Origin of the sequence: Isoptericola halotolerans (assembly GCF_045689585.1) — a bacterium.
Lineage (GTDB): Bacteria > Actinomycetota > Actinomycetes > Actinomycetales > Cellulomonadaceae > Isoptericola > Isoptericola halotolerans_B.
Genome location: NZ_CP140108.1, coordinates 2,941,653 through 2,965,588, shown reverse-complemented (window position 1 = coordinate 2,965,588; position 23,936 = coordinate 2,941,653). Strand labels below are relative to the sequence as shown.

Annotated in this window: 28 protein-coding genes; 11 read left to right on the top strand and 17 right to left on the bottom strand. The window is 73.8% G+C overall.

Features of this window, described 5'->3' with window-relative positions; all coding sequences use genetic code 11:
* Positions 1-111: 111 nt before the first annotated feature.
* Entirely contained in the window at positions 112-402 is a 291-nt protein-coding gene (locus UQW22_RS13845) for a DUF5701 family protein (RefSeq protein ID WP_407317640.1), read from the top strand.
* Positions 403-406: 4 nt separating this feature from the next.
* On the opposite strand, the gene UQW22_RS13840 is transcribed toward UQW22_RS13845, so the two are convergent.
* From UQW22_RS13840 to UQW22_RS13830, 3 genes are read right to left on the bottom strand one after another with little or no spacing between them, the layout of a single operon-like run.
* Entirely contained in the window at positions 407-826 is a 420-nt protein-coding gene (locus UQW22_RS13840; protein ID WP_407317639.1) for a hypothetical protein, read from the bottom strand.
* Positions 827-856: 30 nt separating this feature from the next.
* A complete protein-coding gene (locus UQW22_RS13835; protein WP_407317638.1) occupies positions 857-2,152 on the bottom strand; it encodes a class I SAM-dependent RNA methyltransferase in 1,296 nt (431 codons plus the stop codon).
* A 19-nt stretch (positions 2,153-2,171) separates the two neighbouring features.
* A complete protein-coding gene (locus UQW22_RS13830; protein ID WP_407317636.1) occupies positions 2,172-4,169 on the bottom strand; it encodes an APC family permease in 1,998 nt (665 codons plus the stop codon).
* 93 nt (positions 4,170-4,262) lie between these two features.
* On the opposite strand from UQW22_RS13830, the gene UQW22_RS13825 reads away from it, so the two are divergent.
* On the top strand, positions 4,263-4,922 hold the full coding sequence (locus tag UQW22_RS13825; protein WP_407320820.1) for a potassium channel family protein: 660 nt from the start codon (positions 4,263-4,265) through the stop codon (positions 4,920-4,922).
* The gene (locus UQW22_RS13820) at positions 4,922-5,596 is read left to right on the top strand and encodes a potassium channel family protein (protein WP_407317635.1); all 675 of its coding nucleotides are present in this window, start codon (positions 4,922-4,924) and stop codon (positions 5,594-5,596) included. The genes UQW22_RS13825 and UQW22_RS13820 overlap by 1 nt, the downstream gene beginning before the upstream one ends.
* A 5-nt stretch (positions 5,597-5,601) precedes the next feature.
* On the opposite strand, the gene UQW22_RS13815 is transcribed toward UQW22_RS13820, so the two are convergent.
* The 4 genes from UQW22_RS13815 to dut all read right to left on the bottom strand — a co-directional run bounded on the left by UQW22_RS13815 (position 5,602) and on the right by dut (position 8,092).
* Positions 5,602-6,387, bottom strand: a complete 786-nt coding sequence (locus UQW22_RS13815; protein WP_407317634.1) for a DUF3159 domain-containing protein — start codon at positions 6,385-6,387, stop codon at positions 5,602-5,604.
* Positions 6,384-6,752 (bottom strand): OB-fold nucleic acid binding domain-containing protein, encoded by a 369-nt coding sequence (locus UQW22_RS13810; RefSeq protein WP_407317632.1) that lies wholly within the window; start codon positions 6,750-6,752, stop codon positions 6,384-6,386. The genes UQW22_RS13815 and UQW22_RS13810 overlap by 4 nt, the downstream gene beginning before the upstream one ends.
* Positions 6,753-6,759: 7 nt before the next feature.
* Positions 6,760-7,515: a DUF3710 domain-containing protein gene (locus UQW22_RS13805; RefSeq protein ID WP_407317630.1), complete on the bottom strand. Its 756-nt coding sequence runs from the start codon at positions 7,513-7,515 to the stop codon at positions 6,760-6,762.
* Positions 7,516-7,606: 91 nt separating this feature from the next.
* Positions 7,607-8,092: a dUTP diphosphatase gene (dut, locus tag UQW22_RS13800; protein WP_407317629.1), complete on the bottom strand. Its 486-nt coding sequence runs from the start codon at positions 8,090-8,092 to the stop codon at positions 7,607-7,609.
* Between the two features lie 43 nt (positions 8,093-8,135).
* Here dut and UQW22_RS13795 point away from each other — a divergent pair, with 43 nt between their 5' ends.
* Positions 8,136-8,633: a DUF3093 domain-containing protein gene (locus UQW22_RS13795; protein ID WP_407317627.1), complete on the top strand. Its 498-nt coding sequence runs from the start codon at positions 8,136-8,138 to the stop codon at positions 8,631-8,633.
* 79 nt (positions 8,634-8,712) lie between these two features.
* Here the strand turns inward: UQW22_RS13795 and UQW22_RS13790 are convergent, their stop codons facing one another.
* From UQW22_RS13790 to UQW22_RS13780, 3 genes are all read right to left on the bottom strand, one after another.
* Positions 8,713-9,012, bottom strand: coding sequence for a DUF4193 domain-containing protein (locus tag UQW22_RS13790; RefSeq protein WP_171784121.1), 300 nt, complete (start codon positions 9,010-9,012; stop codon positions 8,713-8,715).
* 187 nt (positions 9,013-9,199) lie between these two features.
* Positions 9,200-10,042 (bottom strand): inositol monophosphatase family protein, encoded by an 843-nt coding sequence (locus UQW22_RS13785; protein ID WP_407317625.1) that lies wholly within the window; start codon positions 10,040-10,042, stop codon positions 9,200-9,202.
* Complete coding sequence (locus UQW22_RS13780; RefSeq protein ID WP_407317623.1) at positions 10,039-10,704, bottom strand: trimeric intracellular cation channel family protein; 666 nt, start codon at positions 10,702-10,704, stop codon at positions 10,039-10,041. The genes UQW22_RS13785 and UQW22_RS13780 overlap by 4 nt, the downstream gene beginning before the upstream one ends.
* Positions 10,705-10,869: 165 nt before the next feature.
* Between UQW22_RS13780 and sepH the strand changes: the two genes are divergently transcribed.
* Complete coding sequence (sepH, locus tag UQW22_RS13775; RefSeq protein ID WP_407317622.1) at positions 10,870-12,096, top strand: septation protein SepH; 1,227 nt, start codon at positions 10,870-10,872, stop codon at positions 12,094-12,096.
* Between the two features lie 16 nt (positions 12,097-12,112).
* Here sepH and UQW22_RS13770 read toward each other — a convergent pair whose 3' ends face one another.
* The 3 genes from UQW22_RS13770 to UQW22_RS13760 are packed head-to-tail and all read right to left on the bottom strand — an operon-like array spanning position 12,113 to position 14,587.
* The gene (locus UQW22_RS13770; RefSeq protein WP_407317620.1) at positions 12,113-12,757 is read right to left on the bottom strand and encodes a thymidine kinase; all 645 of its coding nucleotides are present in this window, start codon (positions 12,755-12,757) and stop codon (positions 12,113-12,115) included.
* A 25-nt stretch (positions 12,758-12,782) separates the two neighbouring features.
* Positions 12,783-13,991 carry an alkaline phosphatase family protein gene (locus tag UQW22_RS13765; RefSeq protein ID WP_407317619.1) on the bottom strand — a complete coding sequence of 403 codons (1,209 nt, stop codon included), beginning with the start codon at positions 13,989-13,991 and terminating at the stop codon, positions 12,783-12,785.
* On the bottom strand, positions 13,988-14,587 hold the full coding sequence (locus tag UQW22_RS13760; RefSeq protein WP_407317617.1) for a DUF5998 family protein: 600 nt from the start codon (positions 14,585-14,587) through the stop codon (positions 13,988-13,990). The genes UQW22_RS13765 and UQW22_RS13760 overlap by 4 nt, the downstream gene beginning before the upstream one ends.
* 101 nt (positions 14,588-14,688) lie before the next feature.
* On the opposite strand from UQW22_RS13760, the gene UQW22_RS13755 reads away from it, so the two are divergent.
* A complete protein-coding gene (locus UQW22_RS13755) occupies positions 14,689-15,081 on the top strand; it encodes a PIN domain-containing protein (RefSeq protein ID WP_407317615.1) in 393 nt (130 codons plus the stop codon).
* A gap of 13 nt (positions 15,082-15,094) precedes the next feature.
* Here the strand turns inward: UQW22_RS13755 and UQW22_RS13750 are convergent, their stop codons facing one another.
* Positions 15,095-17,806 carry a GNAT family N-acetyltransferase gene (locus UQW22_RS13750; RefSeq protein WP_407317614.1) on the bottom strand — a complete coding sequence of 904 codons (2,712 nt, stop codon included), beginning with the start codon at positions 17,804-17,806 and terminating at the stop codon, positions 15,095-15,097.
* Between the two features lie 161 nt (positions 17,807-17,967).
* Here UQW22_RS13750 and UQW22_RS13745 point away from each other — a divergent pair, with 161 nt between their 5' ends.
* From UQW22_RS13745 to UQW22_RS13730, 4 genes are all read left to right on the top strand, one after another.
* A complete protein-coding gene (locus UQW22_RS13745) occupies positions 17,968-18,468 on the top strand; it encodes a hypothetical protein (protein ID WP_407317613.1) in 501 nt (166 codons plus the stop codon).
* A 190-nt stretch (positions 18,469-18,658) separates the two neighbouring features.
* Positions 18,659-21,145, top strand: coding sequence for a DNA topoisomerase (ATP-hydrolyzing) subunit A (locus UQW22_RS13740; RefSeq protein ID WP_407317612.1), 2,487 nt, complete (start codon positions 18,659-18,661; stop codon positions 21,143-21,145).
* Positions 21,146-21,218: 73 nt separating this feature from the next.
* Positions 21,219-21,449, top strand: coding sequence for a FitA-like ribbon-helix-helix domain-containing protein (locus UQW22_RS13735; RefSeq protein ID WP_407317611.1), 231 nt, complete (start codon positions 21,219-21,221; stop codon positions 21,447-21,449).
* Positions 21,446-21,865, top strand: coding sequence for a type II toxin-antitoxin system VapC family toxin (locus UQW22_RS13730; protein WP_407317609.1), 420 nt, complete (start codon positions 21,446-21,448; stop codon positions 21,863-21,865). Before UQW22_RS13735 ends, UQW22_RS13730 begins: the two co-directional genes overlap by 4 nt.
* 56 nt (positions 21,866-21,921) lie before the next feature.
* Here UQW22_RS13730 and UQW22_RS13725 read toward each other — a convergent pair whose 3' ends face one another.
* The 3 genes from UQW22_RS13725 to UQW22_RS13715 are packed head-to-tail and all read right to left on the bottom strand — an operon-like array spanning position 21,922 to position 23,361.
* Entirely contained in the window at positions 21,922-22,329 is a 408-nt protein-coding gene (locus UQW22_RS13725; protein ID WP_407317608.1) for a type II toxin-antitoxin system VapC family toxin, read from the bottom strand.
* Positions 22,326-22,586, bottom strand: coding sequence for a type II toxin-antitoxin system Phd/YefM family antitoxin (locus UQW22_RS13720; protein WP_407317607.1), 261 nt, complete (start codon positions 22,584-22,586; stop codon positions 22,326-22,328). Before UQW22_RS13720 ends, UQW22_RS13725 begins: the two co-directional genes overlap by 4 nt.
* A gap of 52 nt (positions 22,587-22,638) precedes the next feature.
* Complete coding sequence (locus tag UQW22_RS13715) at positions 22,639-23,361, bottom strand: alpha/beta fold hydrolase (protein ID WP_407317606.1); 723 nt, start codon at positions 23,359-23,361, stop codon at positions 22,639-22,641.
* 118 nt (positions 23,362-23,479) lie between these two features.
* On the opposite strand from UQW22_RS13715, the gene UQW22_RS13710 reads away from it, so the two are divergent.
* The gene (locus UQW22_RS13710) at positions 23,480-23,920 is read left to right on the top strand and encodes a GNAT family N-acetyltransferase (protein WP_407317605.1); all 441 of its coding nucleotides are present in this window, start codon (positions 23,480-23,482) and stop codon (positions 23,918-23,920) included.
* The last annotated feature ends 16 nt before the right edge of the window (positions 23,921-23,936 follow it).

Here is a 23,936-nt window from a genome sequence, read left to right as displayed (position 1 = left end):
CCAGGCCGACCGCCTCGTCGAGCTCGGGCTGGTGCCCGCCGGCAGCCTCGAGGCCGGCACGCTGCGGTCCGCGGCGGGACGGTCGACCGGGACGGGTTCGTCGTCGTGGACATGGCCGACGTCGACCGGTTCGCCCCCACCGGGCTGGCGCTGGCCGAGGGCCTGCACTGGGTCCTCCGGGCGCCCGACGCCCTGGAGCGGAACCGGTGCTTCATGACCATCGGCTCGCGGCTGCGCAAGGACGACGGTGCGTTCGACGCCCGCACGCCCGCGGTCTGGATCTCGAACGGCACCGGCCGCGACGGCAGCGAGCGCCGCGGTGCCGTCAAGGTGGGCTGGTGCTGGTGGGGCAACCGGCACACGTGGCTCGGTATCGCCTCGGCGGCGTCGCGCCAGACCTGAGCGCTCACCCGTCCAGCACGAGCTCCACCTCGATCCCCGCGAGGTCGACGCCGTCCGGGACCGCGACGACGCTCGTCGACCAGGCGAGATCGGCGGTGCACGCACCGGTGCTGGTGCGTAGCACGATCGTCACGCGGTCTCCCACGGCGGTGACCTCGCGGGGCACCCACGGGCACGACGAGCTGCCCGCGGTCCAGACGGCGATCTGGCCCGAGCCGGGGGCGAGCCGCCACCCGGGCTCGGGGTCGAGCAGGTCGGCCTCGACGTCTGCCGGCAGGCCCGCGTACGTCCGGATGGCCACGGAGCCCGCTCCCGGCCCCGACGGCCGGGCGAGCAGCGCGACGAGGACCGCCGCCACGATCACGGCCCCGATCACCGCCAGCCGCAGCGGCAGCCAGCGTCTCGGAGCACCCTGCTCAGCCATGGCTCAGACCGTACCGGGCCGGCCGGACGGTCAGCGGTCCAGGACGGCCACGCACTCCACGTGGTGCGTGTGCGGGAACAGGTCGAAGGCGCGCAGGCCCGACAGCGAGTACCCCCGCTCGCCCAGGAGGCCGACGTCGCGGGCCAGGGCAGCCGGGTCGCACGCGACGTAGACGATCCGGGCCGGGGTGAGGTCGGCGATCGCGCCGACGACGCCGCGCCCCGCTCCGGCCCGCGGCGGGTCGAGCACCACGACGTCCGCGGCCCCGAGCTCGGGGGCCGCGGCGTCGGTCCCGCCGGCGAGCACGGTGTCGACGGCGCCGTGGCGCAGGTCGACGTGGTCCAGGCCGTGCACGTTGCGGCGGGCGTCCTTGACGGCCTGCTCGTCACCCTCGACAGCGACGACGCGCCCACCGGCGCCGACGGCGGCGGCGAGCGGCACGGTGAAGAGGCCGGCGCCGGAGTAGAGGTCGAGGACGGACCGTCCGGCCACGTCGCCGACGGCGTCCAGCACGGCTGACGCGAGGACGGCCGGAGCCTCCCGGTGCACCTGCCAGAACCCGTCGGCCGCCACCCGGTAGCGGTGCTCGGTGCCGCCCGGCGACACCGACTCGGTCACCGACCGGCGCGCGTTGGGACGGAAGTCGGGACGCCCGCGACGCCACGGCGTGCCGTCGACCAGCATCACGGGGTCCGCGCCTCCCGCCGGCGCCACGAGCTCGATGCGCTGGCCGCTCCGCCACCGGCGGGTGAAGACCCCCTCCGTCGTCGCGAGCGCCGCCACCTCCGGCGTGCCGAGCGGCATCTCGGTCAGCGGCACGACGTCGTGGGACCGGAACCGGCGCATCCCGGCGCGGCCGTCGGCGTCGGTCACGAGCTCCACCCGCGTCCGGTAGCCCAGGCCCTCGCGGTCGTCGTCGCCGGGTGCGGCCTCGACGGTGACGTCGAACTCCAGGCTCGCGAGCCGCTGGAGCTGCTCGGCCACGACCGACTCCTTCCAGCGGCGCTGGGCGGGCAGGGCGACGTGGGCGAGCTCTCCCCCGCCGGCGCCGCCGGGCCCGGCGGCCGGCCAGCGGCTCTCGACCCGGTCCGGCGACGGCTCCAGGATCTCCACGGCGTCGGCCCGCCAGAACTTCTTGCCGCCCTCGGTCACCCGGGCTCGCACGGTCTCGCCGGGCAGGGAGTGGCGCACGAAGACCACGCGGCCCTCGTGCCGGGCGACGCAGTGGCCGCCGTGCGCGACGGGGCCGACGTCGAGCCGGAGCTCGAGGCCGACGTCCGGGTCGGTCGGGCGGGGGCGGGGGGACGAGCGGCGGGGTCGGGTCACCGCCCTATTGTCCCCCCGCTCAGAGCCGGGGTCGGCCGTCGACCTCGTCACCCTCGAGCCCGGTGTACCCGGCGGACGAGGAGAGCTGCCAGGGCACGGACGCGACCACCACGCCGGGGGTGAAGAGCAGCCGTCCCTTGAGCCGCAGCGCCGACTGGTTGTGCAGCAGGTGCTCCCACCAGCGTCCGACGACGTACTCCGGGATGTAGACCACGACCAGGTCGCGGGGCGACTCGCTGCGCAGGGAGCGCACGTAGTGCAGCACCGGGCGGGTGATCTCGCGGTACGGGGAGTCGAGCACGCGCAGCGGCACGGGCAGGTCCAGGGCCTCCCACTGGCGGTGCAGCTCGGCGATCTCGTCGGCGTCCACCCCGACGGTGACGGCCTCCAGCGTGGAGGGTCGTGAGGCCCGCGCGTACGCCAACGCGCGCATCGTCGGCTTGTGCACCCGGGAGACGAGCACGACGGCGTGGACGCGGCTGGGCAGCGCACGCGCCCCGGACAGGTCGTCGAGCGCGAGCTCGGACCGCACCCGGGTGTAGTGCCGCTTGATGCCGCGCATGAGGAGGAACAGGACCCCCATCGCCCCGACGGTGATCCACGCCCCGTTCGTGAACTTCGTGACCAGCACGATGGCCAGGACGGCAGCGGTCATGACGAACCCGACGCCGTTGAGCACGCGGGACCACTTCATGCCCGCGCGGACCTTGCGGCTCGGCTCCTTGCGCAGCTCGCGCGACCAGTGCTTCAGCATCCCGAGCTGGGAGAGGGTGAACGAGACGAACACGCCCACGATGTAGAGCTGGATGAGCGTCGTCACCTCGGCGCGGAAGACCAGGACGAGCACCCCGGCCGCGACGGAGAGCGTCACGATGCCGTTCGAGAACGCCATGCGGTCGCCGCGGGTGTGGAGCTGGCGCGGCAGGTAGCCGTCCTTCGCCAGCAGGGAGCCCAGCACCGGGAACCCGTGGAACGCCGTGTTGGCCGCGAGCAGGAGCACCAGCGACGTGACGCCGATGGTGACGGCCGCGACCACGGGCAGGCCGCCGAACACGGTCTCGGCGAGCTGGGCGAGGACCGGGTGCTGCTCGTAGTCGTCACCCACGGGTGCCCCGTCGCGGGTGAGCTGGGTGGCGGGGTCCTCCACGAACTTCACGCCCGTCGCCTGGGCGAGGAACAGGATCGTCATGAGCATGACGGCGGAGATCCCGCCGAGCAGCGCGAGGGTGGTCGCGGCGTTGCGGCGCTTCGGTCGCTGGAAGGCCGGCACGTCGCTGGTGATCGACTCGACGCCGGTCAGCGCGACGGCGCCCGAGGCGAACGCCCGGGCCACCAGGAAGGCACCGGCGACGCCGAGCAGGCCCTGCTCGTAGCCGGCCGCGGGCACGAGCTCGAGGTCGGCGCTGGCCGCCTGCGGCATGTCCCCCGACCAGTACCGCACGGCGCCGACGACGGCGAGCACGCCGAGCGTGCCCATGAAGCAGTAGATCACCACCACGAACACCCAGGCCGACTCGCGCACCCCGCGCAGGTTCACCACGGTGAGCGCGGCGACGAGGGCGGCCGCGACGATCGGCTCGTGGCCGCGCGCGGCCGGCACGAGCACCGCCAGGTACTGCGACGCCGCGGACAGGGACACCGCCACGGTGAGCACGTAGTCGAGCATCAGCGCGGAGGCGACCCCGATCCCCGCCGTCGGGCCGAGGTTGGTCGTGGCGACCTCGTAGTCACCGCCGCCGGACGGGTAGGCACGCACGATCTGGCGGTAGGACGCGACGACCACGAGCAGGACGACCACGACGACGAGCCCCACCCACGGGGAGAACGCGGTCGCCGCGATCCCGGCGAGCGCGAGCATCAGCAGGATCTCGTCCGGGGCGTACGCCATCGAGGACAGCGCGTCGGAGGCGAAGACCGGCAGGGCGACGCGCTTGGGCAGCAAGGAGCGCTTCGAGCTCTCGCTGCGCAGGGGCCGCCCTACGAGCAGCCGCTTCGCGGCGTCTGCGATGTCCGACACGGTGACTCATGCTATGCCCGTCCTGCCGTCCCGGCGCAGGTCGGCACACCGGCGGCCAGGGGTATAGCGTTCCGTGGTGTGCACTTCGTGATCATGGGATGCGGCCGCGTGGGCTCCTCGCTCGCGCAGGAGATCGAGTCGCGCGGCCACTCGGTCGCCGTCATCGACCAGAACCCCGACGCCTTCCGTCGGCTCGGCCCCGACTTCGCGGGGCATCGCGTGACGGGCGTCGGCTTCGACCGGGAGACCCTCACCCAGGCCGGGATCGAGGACACGTACGGGTTCGCCGCCGTCTCCGACGGCGACAACTCGAACGTGCTCGCGGCCCGCGTGGCGCGGGAGAACTACGGCGTCGAGCACGTCGTGGCGCGGATCTACGACCCGCACCGCGCGGAGATCTATCAGCGGCTCGGCATCCCGACCGTGGCGACGGTGCGCTGGACCGCCGACCAGGTGATGCGTCGGATGCTCCCGCTGGGCGCGACGGACGAGTACCGCGACCCCTCGGGGGCCGTGCGCCTGGCGCAGGTCGACTACCACCGGGACTGGCTCGGCAAGTCCGTGCGTCGCATCGAGGCGACCACCGGCGCCCGGGTCGCCTTCCTGACGCGGTACGCCGAGGCGCGGATCGTGGCCCCGGACACCCTGCTGCAGGAGAACGACGAGCTGCACGTGCTCATGCACGCCGACGACGCGGCCCGCGTCGAGCGGCTGATCACGCACACCCCCGGGCCTGAGGAGGAGCTGGACTGATGCGGGTCGTCATCGCCGGAGCGGGGTCGGTCGGCCGGTCCATCGCCTCCGAGCTCCTCGCCAACGACCACGAGGTCGTGCTCATCGACAAGAACCCGTCGGCCATGCGGGTGTCCCAGGTCCCCGAGGCGGACTGGCTGCTCGCCGACGCGTGCGAGACGTCGTCCCTGGACGGCGCCGACGTGTCGTCCGCCGACGTCGTCGTGGGCGCGACGGGCGACGACAAGGTCAACCTCGTCTTCTCGCTGCTCAGCAAGACCGAGTTCGCGGTGCCCCGCACCGTCGCGCGGGTCAACAACCCGCGCAACGAGTGGATGTTCGACGAGTCCTGGGGCGTCGACGTGGCCGTCTCCACGCCCCGCATCATGACCGCCATGGTCGAGGAGGCCGTCTCGGTGGGCGACCTGGTGCGGATCTTCACGTTCCACCAGTCGGGCGCCGACATCTTCGAGGTGACGCTGCCCGAGGAGTCCCCGCTGGTGGGCCTGCGCGTCAGCGACGTCGTGTGGCCGCCGGACACCGTCCTGGCCTGCATCGTCCGCGGGGTCCGGCCCTTCAGCCCGACGGCGGACGACGCGCTCGAGGCCGGCGACGAGCTGATGTTCGTCACGGGTCAGGAGGCCGAGCCGGCCCCGTTGCAGCGCCTCGTCGTGGACGGCCCCGAGCTCGGCTGAGCGGGTCAGGTGGCGGCGGGCTCCCGGCCGCCGGTGTGCGCACCGCGCACCACGACCCAGGTCAGCCACAGCACGAGGCCCCACAGCGGCACGCCCAGCACGAGGTGCATGGTGCCGAGCCAGCCGACGTCGCCGCCCAGGTAGAGCGGGACCTTGACGGCGAGCCGGATCGCGAACAGCCCGACCCAGAACCAGCTCGCGACGGTGTAGCGGCGCACCAGGTCGGGGTCGGACCGCCACGCGGCCAGCGCGGCGAACGGGCTCTCCTGCGTCTCGCCGTCGGCCGGCTCGGCGCGGTCGTCGGCCGCGGTGCGCCGTGCGGCGGGGTCCGAGAACCCCGACCGGATCGCCTCGACGACGAGGCCCACGAGCGGCCAGCGCACCGCGATGGAGACCACGAAGGCCAGCAGGTAGGCGGCGTTGGTCCACAGCCCGACGGCGTAGAAGTCCTCGGCCTCGCCCGATCGCCACGCCCAGAACACGCCGACGGCGATGCCCAGCACGCCGCCGAGCGCCTGCGTGACCGGTGTGCGCTGGACGAGCCGGGCCGCGACCGCGACCACGGCCGCCCCGGCCGACGCGAGCAACGACGGCGTCAGGTCCTGGGTGACCACGTAGACGACGACGAAGACGAGCCCGGGCAGGATCGCCTCGACGACCCCGCGGACGCCGCCGACGGCCTCGGCGAAGGAGAAGGAGTCCGCGGTCAGCGAGCGCATGCCGCGAGCCGGTGAGGTCCGCTGCGGGGTGCCGTCGTCCACGGGCGCCGCGTGCTCGTCGTCGCGGCTCATTCGCCGGCCCGCGCGCGCAGCTCGTAGCGAGGGTTGAACATGGTCCGGCGCCCGTCGCGGTCCGTCACCATGCCCTCGACGCGCAACCGGCGTCCGGGCTCGATCCCGGCGATCTGCCGCCGGCCGAGCCACACCAGGTGCAGCGTGCCCGAGCCGTCGTACAGCTCGGCCTCGACGCTGGGGACGTTCTCGCGCGGTCGCAGGACCACCGAGCGCAGGACGCCGGCGGCCGAGCAACGCTGACGGGGCCGCAGGTCGTGCAGGGGGCGGCACCCGGTGACGAGCGCGGCGGCGGTGCGCTCCTCGTCGGCGGCGACGTCCTCGGTCGAGGCGAGCGCCGTACGGACCTTGCTGCGCAGGGACATGGCGGCGTCAGCGGATCTCGGTGATCTCCGGCCCGCGCGTCAGCGGGTCGAAGGAAGGGGCCTGCGGCTCGGCGTCGGCGGGCTCGCCCTCGGCGTCCGGCGTCGCGCCGTCCTTGCGGGCCTGCTTCGGCAGCGTCAGGGTGAGCAGGTCCCGCGGGGGCCGGGGGTTCGAGTCGCGCACCACGACGATGTTCGCGAAGACGGACTCCAGCGGCTTGGCGGCCTCGGCGTCGACGGCGGCACGGCCGGAGAGCACGCCGCGCAGGAACCAGCGCGACCCGTCGTGACCGATGAACCGGGCCGGACGGACCGCGGGCTTTCCCTCGGGCGTCTTGGCGGGGATGCGCGCCATGAGCTCGCGACCGAACGTGCCCGGCACGTCATCGACGGTCCCGCCCTGCTTGGTCAGGGACGCGCCGATCTCCTCGCGCACCTCGTCCCAGATGCCGCCGGTCTTGGGTGCGGCGAACGCCTGCACCTGGAGCACCGACCCCTGCAGGGACGCCGCGACACCGGTCACCTTCTGCGACTTCTTGTCGACCTCCATCCGGAGCTGCAGACCGGGCAGCACCGGCAGCCAGACCGCGCCGAGGTCCACGCGGGCACCCATGGCCGTGACCTGCGTGGAGTCGTACGGACCGCGCCCGGCCTTCTCGTCCGTCGGCGCCGCGGCCTCGGACGTCTCGTCGGGGACGGGAGCGACCCCGTCCGCGGTGACGGCCTCCGTCGGCTTCGTCGACGCCTTGCGCCGGAACAGACCCACCAGGGATCTCCTTGTCTCGTCGATCGGGACGGCGCACCGCCGTCCTGTCTCCAGGTTAGACCGACCGCGGCGCAGGTCGGCAACGCGCAGGTCAGCCGGTGGCGAACCCGCCGCTCGAGCCGAAGCCGCCGTCGCCGCGGTGCGAGCCGGGAAGCCGCTGCGCCACCATGAACCGCGCCCGCTCCACCCGCTGGACCACGAGCTGGGCGATCCGGTCACCCCTGCTCAGGCGGACGGTCTCGGAGGCGTCGGTGTTCGCCAGGACGACCTTGACCTCCCCGCGGTACCCGGCGTCGATGGTGCCGGGGGCGTTGACGACCGTGATGCCGTGCTTCGCCGCCAGGCCGGAACGCGGGTGGACGAACGCCGCGAAACCCTCGGGCAGCGCGATGGACACGCCGGTCGGCACGACGTCGCGGGCACCGGGCGGCAGGACGACGTCCCGCGTGGTCACGAGGTCGGCCCCCGCGTCGCCCGGGTGGGCGTAGGCCGGCACGGGGACACCGTCGTCCAGGAGCGTGACGAGCACGTCGAGGGTGCTCGGGTCGGTCACCGTGGGGCTCGCGTTCTCAGGCACCGGGGCAGCCTATCGGACACCCTGGGCCTGCGATGATGTACGCATGAACGACGCGTCCCCCCGACCGGCCGGCACCACGGGGTCGGCACCGCGACCGGTGTACCGCGAGCGCCTCCTGCCCGGTCCGGGGGCGTGGATCGCCGCCGTCGGCCTCGGTGTCATCGTGGCCGTGGTGGTGCTGCCGCTCGCTCCCCTGGTCGCTCCGGGGGCGGGGGTCCTGGTCGCGGCGGGGACGATCGCCGCGCTGGTCGTCACCGCGCCGGTGATCGAGGTCTCCGACGGCGAGCTGCGCGCGGGCAGCGCGCAGATCCCGGTCGGCCTGCTGGGTCCGGTGACGCCCGTCTTCAGCGCCGAGGAGATGCGGGTGCAGCTCGGCCCGGAGCTGGACGCACGCGCCTACGTGTGCCTGCGGAGCTGGGCTCGCACGGGCCTGCGGGTGGAGCTGGTGGACCCGCTGGACCCGACGCCGTACTGGTTGGTCTCCACGCGTCGTCCGGACGACCTGGCCGCGGCGATCGAGGAGGCCACCGCCGACGCCTGAGACGACGAAGGCCGTCATGTCGAGGACATGACGGCCTGGGTGTCGGGACGTCGGGACGGGCCCGGTGTCGGGTCGACCGTCAGGCGGCGCACTCCGTGCAGATCATCTGGCCCTTCTTCTCGTAGGCCAGCTGGCTGCGGTGGTGCACGAGGAAGCAGCTCGAGCACGTGAACTCGTCCGCCTGGCGGGGCAGGACGCGCACCGCGAGCTCCTCGCCGGACAGGTCGGCGCCCGGAAGCTCGAACCCTTCCGCAGCCTCCGTCTCGTCCTCGTCGACGACACCCGACGACTTGTCGGAACGACGCGCCTGGAGCTCCTGGATGGAGTCCTGCTCGTTGTCCTCTTCGTTCTTGCGGGGTGCGTCGTAGTCGGTTGCCATCTGTGGTGTCACACTCCGTGGATTCGGTGGCGGTACGCGCTGATAATGCGTGGCGGGCGGGTTTTGTTCCCGGTCGGCCCCCGGATTCTGCACCATTCGTGGCGGGCACGCGACACGACGGCGTGTCGCGCCGGTCACATCGGGGCTGACCAGCGCAGACACGCACCAAATTCAGACACGGACGGGGTCAGGCGGGGCGGTCCGCGTGTGCTGCCTCGAGCAACGCCACGAGCTCCGCCTGGCGGGCGGGCGAGCCGGCGACGGTCATGAGGTTCGTCGCCGGGGCGCCGTGCAGACCTGTGAGGGCCGCGCCCGCCTCGACGGCGACGAGCCCGCCGGCGGCGACGTCCCAGGAGTTGAGACCCCGCTCGTAGTAGAGGTCGAGCGATCCCTCAGCGAGCAGGCACAGGTCGATGGCGGCCGCACCCAACCGACGGATGTCGCGCACCTTCGGCAGCACCTGGGCCAGCACCTGCGCCTGCTGGGCGCGACGGGCGGCCTCGTAGCCGAAGCCGGTGCCGACCAACGACGTCGCGAGCGAGGGCGCCTCACGCACCCGCAGCTCGCGGCCGTCCTTGTCCGCGCCCTGTCCGCGGGCCGCGGTCCACGTCGCGCCGTCGACGACGGAGTGCACGGCCCCGGCCAGCGGTGTCCAGGTGGCCGGGTCGGGCGCACCGGCCACCACCGCGACCGACACGGCGTAGGAGGCGACGCCGTACAGGTAGTTGACGGTCCCGTCGATGGGGTCGAGCACCCACGTCAGGCCGCTGGTGCCGGGCACGTCGTCCCCCTCCTCGCCGAGGACGGCGTCGTCGGGGCGGCGGGCGGCCAGACGACGGCGCAGGAGCTCCTCGGAGGCACGGTCCATCTCGGTGACCGGGTCGACCTCGGTGGACTTGGTGGCGGCGACCCGGACCTGGTCGGGCCGGCCGCCGCGGATCATCGCGCCGGCCTCGAGCGCGAGGGCGCGGGCCAGGGAGCGCAGGTCGGTGATCTCGGACGCGGACGGGAGGGCAGGCTGAGAGGTCACCCGTCCATCCTGCCCGACTCGCGTCCCCACCGGCCGGTCCATCCACCGCCGACGTGCGGGACCACCCAACCGAGGGCGAGGGACAGCAGCCGGAAGCCCAGCACGAACGCCACGACACACAGTGCCGCCCACCACGTCCACCAGCCGGTCTCCCACAGCACGACGACGGCACCCGCCCCGAGGATCGCCGGGACGGCGTACAGCTGCCGGTCGGCGAAGATCAGGGGCGTCTCCCCCACGAGCATGTCGCGCAGCACCCCGCCGCCGATGCCGGTCAGGACGCCGACGACGAGCGACGCGAGCAGACCGGCGTCGAGCTCCAGCGACTTGGTCGTGCCCTGGACCACGAACAGCGACAGGGCGGCGGCGTCGAGCACGACGACCGAGCGGCGCAGCCGCGCCAGGCCGGGGTGGAGCACGAAGGTGACCAGGCCGGCGGCCACCGCCGCGACGACGAGCCGCCAGCTCGAGATGCCCACGGGCGGTGTGTCGCCGATGAGCACGTCGCGCAGGATGCCGCCGCCCAGACCGCACACCCAGGCCAGCACGAGCACGCCGAACAGGTCGAACCGCTTGCGCACCGCGGCGAGTGCGCCGGAGACGGCCGCGACGAAGACCGCCGCGACCTCCAGGTAGTTGACGCCGGCCACCAGGTTCTCCACGCGGGCCATCCTGTCAGGGCACGGGGCGTGGGCAACCGGCCGGGACGCCCTCGACCGCTGCCCGGGGATTCGCGGCACACCGACGCGCCTGCGCGCAGCGGGCGGTCACGGGTGGCACTCTCGAACGAGCGGGCCCGCCAATCCGGGCGGGCGTGAGGAGGAACCATGGCCGAGCTCGAGCTCGTGACGTTGCACGAGGACGCCGAGCGCCTGGTCCTGCGCGGCCCCGACGGTGTCGAGCACACCTTGACGATCACCGAGGCCCTGCGGGCGGCGGTCCGCCGCGACCGTCCGCGCACCGAGGCGCTGCAGGCCGAGTCCGCCGCCACCCTGCGCCCGCGGGAGGTGCAGGCACGCCTGCGTGCCGGTGCGACGGCGGAGGAGCTGGCCGAGACCTCGGGCCTGCCCCTGGAGCACGTGCGCCGGTACGAGTGGCCCGTCATCACCGAGCGCGACCACGTCATCTCGCAGGTGCGCAACCATCACGTCGACCCCGAGGGCAAGACCGACCTCGGCGACCTGGCCGACAGCCGGCTGGCCGCGCGGGGCGTCCGCCCGGAGGAGGCGGAGTGGACCGCCTGGCGCGAGGGCAGCGCGCCGTGGCAGGTGCAGGTCCGCTTCACCGCCGGCGAGCGCGAGCGCAGCGCCCGCTGGTCCTTCGACCCCAAGGGCCGCGTGGTGATCGCGCTCGACGACGAGGCGCGCTGGCTCGGTCAGCCGGACGACCCGGTCTCGCCCGAGATGCTGGGGGTCCCCGGCGTCGTCGACCGCCGTCGGCCCGCGCCCCCGGACCCGGCGGGCGACGCCACCGCACGCCTGCTCGACGACCTCGCGGGTCGCCGCGGGCAGCGACCCGCCCAGCGGCCACGACGCAGCGACGCGGGCCCGCAGGACCAGGAGCTCGCGCTGGACCTCGGGTCCACGCCCGGCCTCGACGACGGCGCGAGCATCGTCGACCTCGGCGCCCGCCGCGACGCGCAGCGGGCCCGGACCGACGGCTCCGGCTCGGCCGACTCCGCGGCGGACCCCGGCGGGTCCGTGCCCGACACCGCCGACCCGCCCGCGGAGGAGGACCCTGCACCGACCACCGAGCCGTCCGCAGCGGCCGACGTCGTCGAGGCGTCGCCGTCGGAGCCCGCACCGGGGTCCGACCCCGGGCCCGCCCCCGAACCGGCGGAGCCCGCACCGACGAGCACGCCGGACACCGCGCCGGACACCGCGCCGGAACCCTCTGCCGGCGACCGGCCGGTCCCGGCCCCCTCGGCCGTGGTCGCCGACGTCCCCGCCCCGCCCAAGGCCGGCAAGGCCGCTCGGCGCCCGTCGCGCAAGGGTCGTGCGCAGGTGCCGAGCTGGGACGAGATCGTGTTCGGCGGGGCGCGCCCGTCCTCCTGAGCGACCGGCGCCCGCGTCAGCGCACGTCGAGCAGCGTGTCCGTCGACGGCGCGAGACGCCGGGCGGTGTCGGCGGTCATCCGTCGCATGTGGTGGCGGCGGCACAGCACCTCGTAGGCGATCTCCGCGCCGGAGCTGACGTCGCCCACCACGACCTGGTCCCCCTCGACCACCATCACCCCGTCCACGGTCCGGGCGTTGTGCGTCGCCCGCGCCCCGCACCAGCACAGCGACTGCACCTGGAGCACCTCCATGCGGTCGGCGAGCTCGACGAGGCGTGCCGAGCCGGGGAACAGCCGCGTGCGGAAGTCGGCGGTGATCCCGAACGCGAAGACGTCCATCTCGATCTCGTCGACCAGGCGTGCGAGCTGCTCGACCTGGACCGGCGAGTAGAACTGCGCCTCGTCGCACACCAGGTAGTCCACCACGTGGCCGTGCTGGCGCTCGGTCGTGATGACCTGCCAGAAGTCGGTGTCCTCGGTGACCTCGCGCGCGTCGACCTCGAGCCCGAGCCGCGAGGACAGGCGGGCGGCCCCCGCGCGGTCGTTGCGGGTGAAGATGATGCCGTGGCGTCCGCGGGCGCGGTGGTTGTGGTCCGTCTGCAGGGCCAGCGTCGACTTGCCGCTGTCCATGGTCCCGGAGAAGAAGACGAGCTCGGCCATGTCCAGATCCTGTCAGAGGGGACGGTCAGGGGGAGACGAGCAGCGGGACGACCATCTCGGTGGGCGTCAGCGACCCGTGCACGCCGGGCATGCGCCGGGCGTTGGTGGTGTGCAGCCGGGAGTCGACGACGGTCGCGTGGCCGCGCGCGGCGACGAGGACGTCGCCCACGGCGGGCAGCACGTGCTCGGCGACCGGGCCGAGCCAGCCGGCGTCGATCGCGGCGTCGCGCAGCACGACGACGGCGTCGTCGCCGAGGGTGTCGGCCCAGCGTCCGGCGATCGCGGCCGGGTCGGCGCCGGGAGCGGCGTAGACGTGGGTCATGCGCGGCTCCCCGCCGAGCAGGGCGACGCCCTGGTCGAGCGCCGGCTCGGTGGCGACGTCGTGCTGGCGGGCGGGGTCGGTCGCCACCTGCCCGTGGTCGGCGGTGATCAGCACGAGGGTGCCGGCCGGGACGCTCGCGGCGAGGCGGCGCAGCTCGGCGTCGGTGCCCTCCAGCGCGTCGCCCCACTGCCACGAGTCGGGACCGTGCTGGTGGCCGACCGCGTCGACCTCGCCCTGGTAGAGGTAGACGAGCCCGTCGTCGCGCAGCGCCCGCAAGGTCGCGTCGACCCGCTCGGCGAACGTCTCGGCGACGATGTAGCGCGGCCCGCGCAGGGCGGCCCGCGTCATGCCGGAGCCGGCGAACTTGCCCGGCCCGGGTGCCACGACGCTGACCCCGGCGCCGACGGCCTCGAAGACGGTCGACTCCCGCTGCAGGTCGGCCGGGTCGGTGCGCAGCGGTGCGGAGGTCTTGGGCTCGGGCCGGTACGGGTCGGACTGCTCGTTCCAGGAGACCATCGTGGCGAGCCCGCCGGTGGCGGGGTTGCGCTGGGTGTAGCCCAGCATGCCGGTGAGCCCCGGGCAGGTGCCGGTGCCGAACGTGGCGAGCGCGGCCGCCGTCGTCGAGGGGAAGCTGGTCACCAGCGAGCGGGCGTCGGGCAGCAGGCGGCGCAGGAACGGCGCGTGCCCGCCACGCTCGGCGAGGTTGTGCAGCCCGAGGCCGTCGACGAGGACGACGACGACGCGGCGCGCGGACGGCAGCCCGAGCGCGGCCGCGCAGTCGGCCGACCGCAGGCCGGTGCTGGTCGTGACGTCGATGCCGAGGGTCCCGGCGGCGGCGGGCAGGACGGCCGCCAGCGAGTCCGTGCCGTACGAGGGCGCGACGAGGTCGTCGGGCAGCGTGAGGGGCGTCATCGGGCAGCGCGCCCGCCCACCCCGGTGGCGGCCGAGAGCTCGCGGGCGAAGGCGGCGGCGCGGCGCACGGCCTCGCGTCCCTCGGCGGCGTCGGAGACCCGCACGACGATGTCGTCGGGCGTGAGCTGCCCGGTGTACCCGTGGTCGGCCTCGCAGTTCGGGTCGGGGCAGGTCGCGGGTTCCAGGTCGAGGCGGGAGACGGCGCCCCAGCCGACGGCGAGCGTCAGCTCGGCGGCGCTGTCCCCGGGGCGGTGGTCGGCCGGCTCGGCGACGACGTGCGTCAGCACCACGGACCGGACCTCGCCGAGCGGCACCGCCTCGGTGGTGGCCGCCGCGGAGGACGGGTTGGCGGCGTCGCCCTCGTGGTCGTCGACGTGCGCGGCGACCAGGCGCGTCGGCGTCAGCGCGAGGACGGTGAGGTGGCGGCGGACCTGGCTGTCGAACGTGGTCTCGGCCTGGACGAGGTGGGCCAGGACCGGCTCGTCGGCGAGCGCGACGTCGATGACGTCATTGACCAGGTCCGGGTAGTACCCGGCCCGGAACACGTGGGTGGTCAGGTCGTCACGAAGGTTCTTGCGAGTGGTCGCGGAAGGCACCGGACCATCTTCCCACTCCTGGCGAGGCAGCGGCACCGGTGGGATTCCTCCTTACCTCGAGTCAAGGAACTTGCCGCCGACGCCGCGGGGCACGACGACCGGTGATCGGCCTCGACACGGACGTCCTGATCCGCTACGTGGTGCGCGACGACGCTGAGCAGACGCGGCTGGCCGACGAGCTCGTGGACGGGTTCACCACCGACTCCCCCGGGTTCGTCCCGGTTCTCGTGCTCGTGGAGTGCTGGTGGGTGCTCGACCTCGCCTACTCCTACCCCGTGGACCGCCGCCGCGCCTTCGTCGAGGCGCTGCTCGCTTCCCAGGAGCTGCGGGTCGACCAGGCCGACACGGTTCGTGCCGCGCTGCGGGCGACCCGCGACGGCGCCGACCTGGCGGACGCGCTCATCGCCGTCATCGCCCTGGAGGCCGGCTGCGAGAGAGTCATGACGTTCGACCGCCGAGCGGCGCGTGCCGCGGGCATGACCCGGCTCGCTTGACGAGGCCCGACCCTCAGCCCGGCAGGGCGCGGCGCAGCGAGTCCGCGCGGCGGCCGGCCGGACGCAGACGCACCTTGGCGTGCAGCACCGAGGCCCCCTGCCCCGCGACCACCACGGGGTACAGCTCCAGGGAGGCCAGCTCGGGCAGGTCGTCGGCCATGACGGAGACGCGGGCGAGGACGTCCTCCAGGGCGTCGACGTCGGCGGGCGGCGCTCCCCCGTACCCGTACAGGCGCGGTGCGGCCCGCACGGTGCTGACCATGGCCGAGACGTCGACGTCCGTCAGCGGCGGGATCGCGTGGGCGACGTCGTCGAGCAGGTCGACGGCGTCCCCCGCCAGCCCGAACGAGACCATCGGGCCGAACAGCGGGTCCTCCGCCGAGCGCACCACGCAGGCGACGCCCGGCGGCGCCATCGACTGCACCTCGAACTCCGGTTCCTCCTCGCCCAGGACCGACGTGGCGACGCCGTGCAGGCGCGTGACGTCGTCGCGCAGGACGTCCGCGTCGGTGATGTCGAGGCGCACTCCCCCGAGGTCGTTGCGGTGCCGCAGCGCGGAGGAGGTGCTCTTCAGCGCGACCGGCCAGCCGAGCTCGTCGGCGGCGGCGACCGCCTCGTCACCCGTGCGGACGCAGCGGGCCGGCCACAGCTCGATCCCGTAGCAGGCCAGCAGCTCGGTGGCCTGCTCGAGGTCGAGGTCGCGCCCCTCGGAGTCCAGAAGCCAGCGCTCCACGAGACGGCGTGCCCGGCGTGCGTCCACGCCGTCGGGCACCACGTAGTGGCCGCGCTCCTCGGCGCGCGACCCGGCGTGGTCGACCACCTTGCCGAGCGCGACGACGGCGTCCTCGGGCGTGGAGAACGCCGGGATGCGCACCGTGCGGCCGTCGGGCGCCTCGGCGGTGAGCTCGTCCGGCATGCCGTGCAGCCCGAGCATGGAGGCGACCGTGGTGCGCCCGGTGCGCGCGGCGGCCTGCGCCACCGCCCGGGCGATCGCACCCGTGCGCGGCTGGACGACGGGGACGTCCACGACGACGACGGCGTCGCACGCCCCGGGTGCGTAGAGCGCGTCGACGGTCTGGGTGATCTGCTCCTCGCGGGCGTGCGGGCGCAGGAAGTCGCTGGAGGCGGCGACGGTCAGGCCGGCCGACGCCGCCGCCTCGGCCACGAGGGCGGCGAGCGCCGCCGACGACGCGAGGATCCCCACCCGGCTGCCGGCGGGCAGGGGCTGGTGCGCCAGCACCTGGGCGATGTCCATGAGCTGGTGGGTGTTGGCGGCCTGGATGACGCCGGACTGGCGCAGCAGCTCGTCGAGCAGTCGCCGGGGCGCGTGCGTGGCCCGCACGGCGTGCCCGGGCGGGACCACCTGCCCGGACCGGCCCGCGGTCGTGACGACCACCGGCTTGACCGCCGACAGCCGTCGCGCGATCCGGGAGAACTTGCGCGGGTTGCCGATGGACTCCAGGTACAGGCACACGACCTCGGTGGCGTCGTCGTCCTGCCAGTACTGCATGAGGTCGTTGCCGGAGACGTCGGCGCGGTGCCCCGCCGAGACGAGGGAAGACACGCCGAGGCCGCGACGCTCCAGCGTGGCGGTCAGGGTGACGGCAGCGGCCGCGGACTGGCAGAACAGCCCGACGACGCCCGCGCGCGGCGGCTGCAGGGCGAGGCTGGCGCGCAGCGCCGCGCCCGGCGTGGTGGTCAGCAACCCGTACGAGACGGGCCCGACGACGCGCATCCCCGCGGCGTGGGCGACGCGCAGCAGCTCGCGGCGGCGTTCCATGCCGTCGGTGCCGACCTCCGCGTACCCGCCGGACAGCACGACGACGCCGCGCGCCCCCGTGGCGGCCAGCCGCCGCACGACCTCGACGGCGTGCTCGGGACCGACGGCCAGCAGCGCGAGGTCGACCTGCCCGACGGCGTCCCACCCGGCCGCATGCTCCACGCCGTCGGGCACGTCGCCGGGCGGGTCGAGGACGACGAGCTCGGTGTCACCGGGGTCGTTGCGCTGGGCGTCCAGGACGCGGCGGGCCAGCAGCGCCTCTGGGCTGCCGTCGTGCCCCTCGGAACCCGGCCCGACCAGCAGCACGCGGCGCGCCGAGAGCAGGCTCGCCATGGAGCGCGCCTCCGCACGGTGCTCCCGGTCGGCCATGACGGCGCGGGACCGCTCGGTGGGGTCGAGGTCGATGCCGACGGAGACGATGCCGTCGTCGAGGTGCTGGCTGATCTCGTAGCCCGCGTCGCGGAAGACCCCCAGCATGGAGGCGTTCTGCGGCAGGACCTCCGCGGTGAAGCGCCGCACGCCACGTTCGCGCGCGGCCGCCGCGACATGCTCCAGCAGCACCGAGGCCAGGCCCTTGCCCTGGACGGAGTCGGCGATGTTGAACGCGACCTCCGCCTCACCGTCGGTGATGACGTCGAAGCGCGCGACGCCGAGGACGTCGTCACGCTCGGCGCCCTCGTCGTCGGCCCCGGGGCGGACGGCCACCAGGGCCACCCGGTCCTGGTGGTCGAGGGTGACGAGTCGGGCGAGCTCACGGTCGGTCAGCCGCTTGATCGGCGCGAAGAACCGGAAGTAGGCGGACCGCTCCGACTGGCCCTCCTGGAACCGTTGGATCGCGTCGGCGTCGTCCGGGCGGATCGGCCGCACATGCATCGTGGTGCCGTCGCGCAGCACGACGTCGGCCTCCCACTCGACCGGGTAGGGGGCGGGGCGCTGATCCTCCATCCGAGCAGGCTATCCGCTGCGACCGCGAGGCACCCGGGCAAACCCGCACGTCACGGCTGTGCCGGAGAACTCACAGGTGGACGACAGCCGCGGTCCAGGCGGGTCGAGCACGGTGGGCCCCAGCGGCACGGCACCGGGCCGGGCCGGGAGGGAGAAGCATCATGCGCAGGTGGGTCGTGCGGGCGGTGGCCGTGGCCGGGGCGTTCGGGCTCGTGTCGTTCGGAGCGGGGGCGGCGGCTGCCGCGGTGACCCTGCCAGAGAGCGGGCGAACCGTCGTCGCCGAGGAGGATCGCGAGGTCACGCCGGCCGACCTGGTGCGCTGGGACGCCTTCGACGCGCCGGACGCGGGTGGCTCCGGCGAGCTCGCGGACGGCGAGATCATCGACCTGGCGGCTGCCGCCGGCACGATCGGCGTCTCTCCGGCGCAGCTCGACGTCGCGCTGGCGCGCGAGGGGGCGACGCTCGCCGGCGTGGCCACGCGGCACGGGGTGGCGTCCGAGGAGCTGGTGGACGCCCTCGTCGCGGGCGCCGCGCGACGACTCGACCAGGCGGTGCTGGCCGGCGGGGTCACCGCGATCGAGGTGGCGGAGCGGCGGAGCGCCTTGGCGGACGTGGTGCGCGACGCCGTCCAGGCCGACCGGTCGGTGCGCCCACCGGTGTAGCCGCCGGCCAGGCCCTCGGGCGCCCCGGGCGCGGCCGCCGCGTGCTCCGCGGCCGTCGAGGACGGCTCCGGCCTGCCTGCACAGCGCTCCCGCGCACTGGCGCTACGCTTCCCTCGAACGTCCGTACGGGGCCGGTGTGCCGCCGTCGGGCACGACCGCCGCAGAGAACGACACCAGGGAGCCGCACCGCATGGCGCGCAAGAAGGCCGCACCCGTCGACGAGCCGTTCGACGAGAAGATCGTCGACATCGACGTCGCCGCGGAGATGGAGACGTCGTTCCTCGAGTACGCGTACTCCGTCATCTACTCGCGTGCACTCCCGGACGCGCGGGACGGCCTCAAGCCGGTCCATCGCCGGATCCTGTACATGATGGCGGACATGGGGCTGCGCCCCGACCGCTCGTACGTCAAGTCCTCCCGCGTCGTCGGTGAGGTCATGGGCAAGCTGCACCCGCACGGCGACGCCGCGATCTACGACGCGCTGGTCCGCCTCGCGCAGGACTTCTCCATGCGGCTCCCGCTGGTGGACGGCCACGGGAACTTCGGGTCGCTCGACGACGGCCCCGCCGCCCCCCGGTACACCGAGGCACGGCTCGCGGCCCCCTCCATGGCGATGACCGCCGGCCTGGACGAGGACGTCGTCGACTTCATCCCGAACTACGACAACAAGCTCACCCAGCCGGAGGTGCTGCCCTCGGCCGTGCCGAACCTGCTGGTCAACGGGGCGTCCGGCATCGCGGTGGGCATGGCCACGAACATGCCGCCGCACAACCTCGTCGAGGTGATCGCCGCGGGCCAGCACCTGCTGAAGAACCCCGCGGCCACCCTCGAGGACGTCATGCGGTACGTCCCCGGCCCGGACCTGCCCACGGGCGGCAAGATCGTCGGGCTCGACGGCGTCCGCGACGCCTACCGCACCGGCCGCGGCTCGTTCCGCACCCGCGCCACCGCCCGCATCGAGAACGTGACCGCGCGCCGCAAGGGCATCGTCGTCACCGAGCTGCCGTACACCGTCGGGCCGGAGAAGGTGATCGAGAAGATCGCCGACGGCGTCAAGAACAAGAAGATCCAGGGCGTCACCAACGTCCAGGACCTGACCGACCGCTCCCACGGGATGCGACTGGTCATCGAGGTCAAGACAGGGTTCGACCCCGAGGCCGTCCTCGAACAGCTCTACCGGACGACGCCGCTCGAGGACTCGTTCGGCATCAACAACGTCTCGCTCGTGGACGGTCAGCCGCGCACCCTCGGCCTGCTCGACCTGCTGCGGGTGTGGGTCGACCACCGTGTCGACGTGGTGCGCCGCCGCTCGACGTACCGGCTGGCCAAGCGCAAGGACCGCCTGCACCTGGTGGAGGGTCTGCTCGTCGCGATCCTCGACATCGACGAGGTCATCCAGGTCATCCGCACCTCCGACGACGCCGCCACCGCGCGTGAACGCCTGCAGTCGGTGTTCGACCTGTCCGAGCCGCAGGCCTCCTACATCCTCGACCTGCAGCTGCGCCGCCTGACCAAGTTCTCCCGGATCGAGCTCGAGACGGAGAAGTCGGAGCTGGAGAAGGAGATCGCCGCCCTGGAGGAGATCCTCGGCGACGAGGCCAAGCTGCACGCCGTCGTCTCGGACGAGATGGCCGATGTCGCCGCCACCTACGGCACCCCGCGCCGGACCGTCCTGCTCGACTCGGCCGGGGGGACGGCGTCGTCGGCCGCTGCGACGCCCGCCGCGCGGGGCCGCAAGGCGCCCGCGATCGACCTGGAGATCAAGGACTCCCCCACCCGGGTCCTGCTCTCGGCGACGGGCCTGCTCGCCCGCACCTCGGGCGAGGCCGCGGACGCCCCGGTCGAACGTGCCGGACGGCGGCACGCCCACGATGCGCTGCTCGGCGACGTCGCGACGTCGACCCGCGCCGAGATCGGCCTGGTCACCACCGCCGGGCGGCTGCACAAGGTCTCCGCGCTGGAGCTGCCGGCGCTGCCCGCGACGGACGGCCCGCCCTCGTTGTCCGGCGGGGTGCCGGTGCGCGAGATGGTGACGCTGGACCCGGGCGAGGAAGCGCTGGCGGTCGTGTCGCTCGCCGAGGACGCGCCGACGCTCGCGCTCGGGACCCGCCACGGCGTCGTCAAGCGACTCGCGGCCGGCGACGCGCCCCGCAACGGGGACGTGTGGGACGTCATCGCGCTCAAGGACGGCGACGCCGTCGTCGGTGCGGCACCGGCGGCCGACGACGACGAGCTGGTGTTCGTGTCCTCGGACGCGAGCCTGCTGCACTTCGACGCCTCGGCCGTGCGCCCGCAGGGGCGGTCGGCGGCCGGCATGGCGGGCATCCGGCTCGGCGCCGGTCAGCGTGCCGTGTTCTTCGGCGTCGTGCGGGCAGCGACCCGCGACCTGTACACCGTGGTGACGATCGCCGGCGCTGCCGACGCCCTGCCGGGCACCGGCGCGGCGTCCGCGAAGGTCACGCTGTACGAGCTCTACCCCGGCAAGGGTCGCGCCACCGGCGGGGTGCGGGCGCACCGCTTCCTCAAGGGCGAGGACTCCCTCGTCCTGGCATGGGTCGGCGAGGGTCCGGCACGGGCCGTCGGCTCGGGCGGGCAGCCCGCCGAGCTGCCGGAGGAGAGCCCGCGCCGCGACGGCTCGGGGACGCCGCTGGCGGGCTCTGTGGCAGCGATCGGCTGATCGACGGCCGTGGGGCGGACCTGTCTCGAGCGCAGCGTTGCCATGCAATCTGCATGCAACTAGTCTGGAGCGCATGTCGACGCTTCAGGTGCGCAACGTCCCGGAGGAAGTCAGCCGCGTCCTCAAGGCTCGGGCCGCGTCTGCCGGCCAGAGCCTGTCGCAGTATGTGCTGAACGAGCTCGAACGGATCGCCGAACGGCCCACACTCGACGAGCTCTCCGCACGAATCGATGCGCGCGGACACGTCAACCCGGATCGCTCGGCAGCCGATGTCCTTGCCGACGCGCGCGCGGGACGTCCATGACGGCTGTCGTCGATGCGTCCATCCTGGCCGAGTACCTGGTCGGCAGCGACGCAGGCATGACCGCCCGACGCCACTTCGCCGCGCACGACAGCGATCTGCACGCACCAGACCATGCGTTCATCGAGGTTATGACGGTTCTTCGGGGCTGGGACCTGGGTGGCCACGTCCCGTCGGCCCGCCTCGGGTCTGCTCTCGAAGATCTGTCGATCGTCCCGCTCCGGCGCTGGCCCGTGGATCGATTGCGGGGCCGCATCTGGGCGCTGCGGCAGAACATCTCCGCCTACGACGCCGGCTACATCGCCCTGGCCGAGCAGCTCGATGCGTCGCTCCTGACCGCCGACCGTCACCTGGAGCGGGCCGCCGAGCGGTTCAGCCCGTGTGCGGTCGAACTCATCGCCGCGTCGACCGGCCGCTGACACGACTCAGACTCGACTCGGCCATCGCTCAGGGCCGCGGCGGTCTCCGCACACGATCAGACGGAGACGACGGCGAGCGCGTCGAGCTCGGACAGCGGCGCGAAGTCGTCGTCCTGCGTGACGACGGGTAGCTCGTTCGCGAGCGCGATGGAGGCGATCCAGAGGTCGTTGACGTTGGTCTTGCGCCCGGCCTCGGCGAGCCGGACACGAAGACGAGCCCAGTGCGATGCAGCAGTCGCGTCCACAGTGAGGAGCTCGAGGTGGGCGATCGAGCCCAGCGTCGCGAGCCGCCGGGCGCGGGTCTCGGAGTCCTTGGCTGCCAGCACACCGGCTTGAAGTTCCGCGCGAGTGATGACCGAGACGAACGATTCGTCGGGGAGTGCCGCGCTGTCGAGGGCCCTGCCGGACTCGGACGCGATGAAGACACTCGTATCGAGCAGCCCTCGGGGACTCGGCGCCGTCACCGGATGGGCCCGAGCTCGTCACCAGTGCTGTCGGCGAGCGCAGCCAGGTCGTCGCGCAGACCTGCATCCGCCTGGATCGTACGCAGCAACTTGACGAGCTCGGCACGTCGAAGTGAGCGGGCGCGTGTCGACGTGACGGGACCGATCTCCGCCACCGGCGCTCCGTGCTGGGTCACCGTGACGTGATCGCCTTCGGCGACGCGCCGCAGCACCTCCGCTGTGTGGTTCCGCAGGTCGCGACTGGCGATGGTCGACATGTGCGCAATTGTAGCGCGCAGCGCACACCCGGGCCTATGGCTCTCTCGCCCGTCAGTGCGAGACGGCCGCGGCGATGGCCTCCCCCAGGTCGACCGGGCGTGCGAACATCGGCCAGTGGCCGGTGGGCAGGTCGACGATCTCGTAGTCGTGCATGGCCGCCAGCTCGGCGGTGTACGGCGAGCCCGCGCCGATGAAGTGGCGGTACATCGAGCTCGGGCTGTCGAAGCCCTCGAACGCCTCGCTGGCGATCACGGTGGTCGGCACCTCGTAGCGTCGTTCGTCCCTCAGGACGACCGGATCGGAGGCCACGCGGGCCGGCGTCGGGATCGCCATGGCTCGGAACCGCTCCCGCAGGTCGTCGTCGAGGCCCACGAGGTCCGGTTCGTCGAACACCGACCAGTCGGGCAGCGGGACCTCGTCACCCACCACGGGCAGCTCGTCGTTGATGACGCTGCCGTGCCCCATCGGCAGGGAGTCGACATAGACGTTGCGGGCGATCCGCCCCGGCCGGCGGTCCGCGACCGCGTGGATGACCGCTCCCCCGCCGGAATGGCCCACCAGCACCACCGCGGCGTCCTCGTCCAGCGCGTCGACCGCGGTGGCGACCGCCTCGACGTGGTCCTCCAGGGTGAGGCCGGACCGGTCGTCGTCGACCGAGGCCATGCCGGGCAGCGTGACCGGGTGGACGGTGTGCCCCGCGGCCACGATCGGCGGGGTGACGGCGTCCCAGGCGGACGCGTTCAACCAGAATCCGGGTACCAGGATGATGTCCATGTCCTGAGCGTAGATGTGACCACCGACACATCGGCCGGCCGCCGCTCGGCTCATCGGCGCAGCGCCCACGTGGCGAAACGGCCGTCCCCCGGGACCACGCGGATGCTTGAATCGACCCGTGCCCGACGACCAATTCTCCGCCGACCCGGCCCGCCTCGACCACACCCGAGTGCACCAGCTGCTGAGCGAGCACGCCTACTGGGCGACCGGCCGCACCCGGGAGGCGCAGGACGCCGCGATCGCGGCGTCACGCAACTACGGGATCTACACGGCGGCGGGCGAGCAGATCGCCTACGCCCGCGCAGTGACCGACGGCGTGACCTTCGCCTGGCTCGCGGACGTGATCGTCGACCCCGCCCACCGCGGGCGCGGACTGGGCACGCGGCTGGTCGACGGCGCCCTTGCCGACCTGGATGCGCTCGGCCTCAAACGCGTCCTGCTCAAGGCCGCTCCGGAGGCCCGTGCGGTGTACCTGCGCGCCGGGTTCGCGGGGCTCGACGAGCCGGAGACGTGGCTCCAGCGTCGGTCTCCGTCAGCCTGGGGGGGCTGGCACCCATGACCACTTGCTGTTCTGG

Bases quoted from the DNA above. Each gene is read 5' to 3' on its own strand.
- UQW22_RS13845 (WP_407317640.1), top strand. From the start codon at position 112: ATGGCCGACGTCGACCGGTTCGCCCCCACCGGGCTGGCGCTGGCCGAG.
- UQW22_RS13840 (WP_407317639.1), bottom strand. From the start codon at position 826: ATGGCTGAGCAGGGTGCTCCGAGACGCTGGCTGCCGCTGCGGCTGGCG.
- UQW22_RS13825 (WP_407320820.1), top strand. From the start codon at position 4,263: ATGGGATGCGGCCGCGTGGGCTCCTCGCTCGCGCAGGAGATCGAGTCG.
- UQW22_RS13820 (WP_407317635.1), top strand. From the start codon at position 4,922: ATGCGGGTCGTCATCGCCGGAGCGGGGTCGGTCGGCCGGTCCATCGCC.
- UQW22_RS13815 (WP_407317634.1), bottom strand. From the start codon at position 6,387: ATGAGCCGCGACGACGAGCACGCGGCGCCCGTGGACGACGGCACCCCG.
- UQW22_RS13810 (WP_407317632.1), bottom strand. From the start codon at position 6,752: ATGTCCCTGCGCAGCAAGGTCCGTACGGCGCTCGCCTCGACCGAGGAC.
- UQW22_RS13795 (WP_407317627.1), top strand. From the start codon at position 8,136: ATGAACGACGCGTCCCCCCGACCGGCCGGCACCACGGGGTCGGCACCG.
- UQW22_RS13790 (WP_171784121.1), bottom strand. From the start codon at position 9,012: ATGGCAACCGACTACGACGCACCCCGCAAGAACGAAGAGGACAACGAG.
- sepH (WP_407317622.1), top strand. From the start codon at position 10,870: ATGGCCGAGCTCGAGCTCGTGACGTTGCACGAGGACGCCGAGCGCCTG.
- UQW22_RS13770 (WP_407317620.1), bottom strand. From the start codon at position 12,757: ATGGCCGAGCTCGTCTTCTTCTCCGGGACCATGGACAGCGGCAAGTCG.
- UQW22_RS13765 (WP_407317619.1), bottom strand. From the start codon at position 13,991: ATGACGCCCCTCACGCTGCCCGACGACCTCGTCGCGCCCTCGTACGGC.
- UQW22_RS13750 (WP_407317614.1), bottom strand. From the start codon at position 17,806: ATGGAGGATCAGCGCCCCGCCCCCTACCCGGTCGAGTGGGAGGCCGAC.
- UQW22_RS13745 (WP_407317613.1), top strand. From the start codon at position 17,968: ATGCGCAGGTGGGTCGTGCGGGCGGTGGCCGTGGCCGGGGCGTTCGGG.
- UQW22_RS13740 (WP_407317612.1), top strand. From the start codon at position 18,659: ATGGCGCGCAAGAAGGCCGCACCCGTCGACGAGCCGTTCGACGAGAAG.
- UQW22_RS13735 (WP_407317611.1), top strand. From the start codon at position 21,219: ATGTCGACGCTTCAGGTGCGCAACGTCCCGGAGGAAGTCAGCCGCGTC.
- UQW22_RS13730 (WP_407317609.1), top strand. From the start codon at position 21,446: ATGACGGCTGTCGTCGATGCGTCCATCCTGGCCGAGTACCTGGTCGGC.
- UQW22_RS13720 (WP_407317607.1), bottom strand. From the start codon at position 22,586: ATGTCGACCATCGCCAGTCGCGACCTGCGGAACCACACAGCGGAGGTG.
- UQW22_RS13715 (WP_407317606.1), bottom strand. From the start codon at position 23,361: ATGGACATCATCCTGGTACCCGGATTCTGGTTGAACGCGTCCGCCTGG.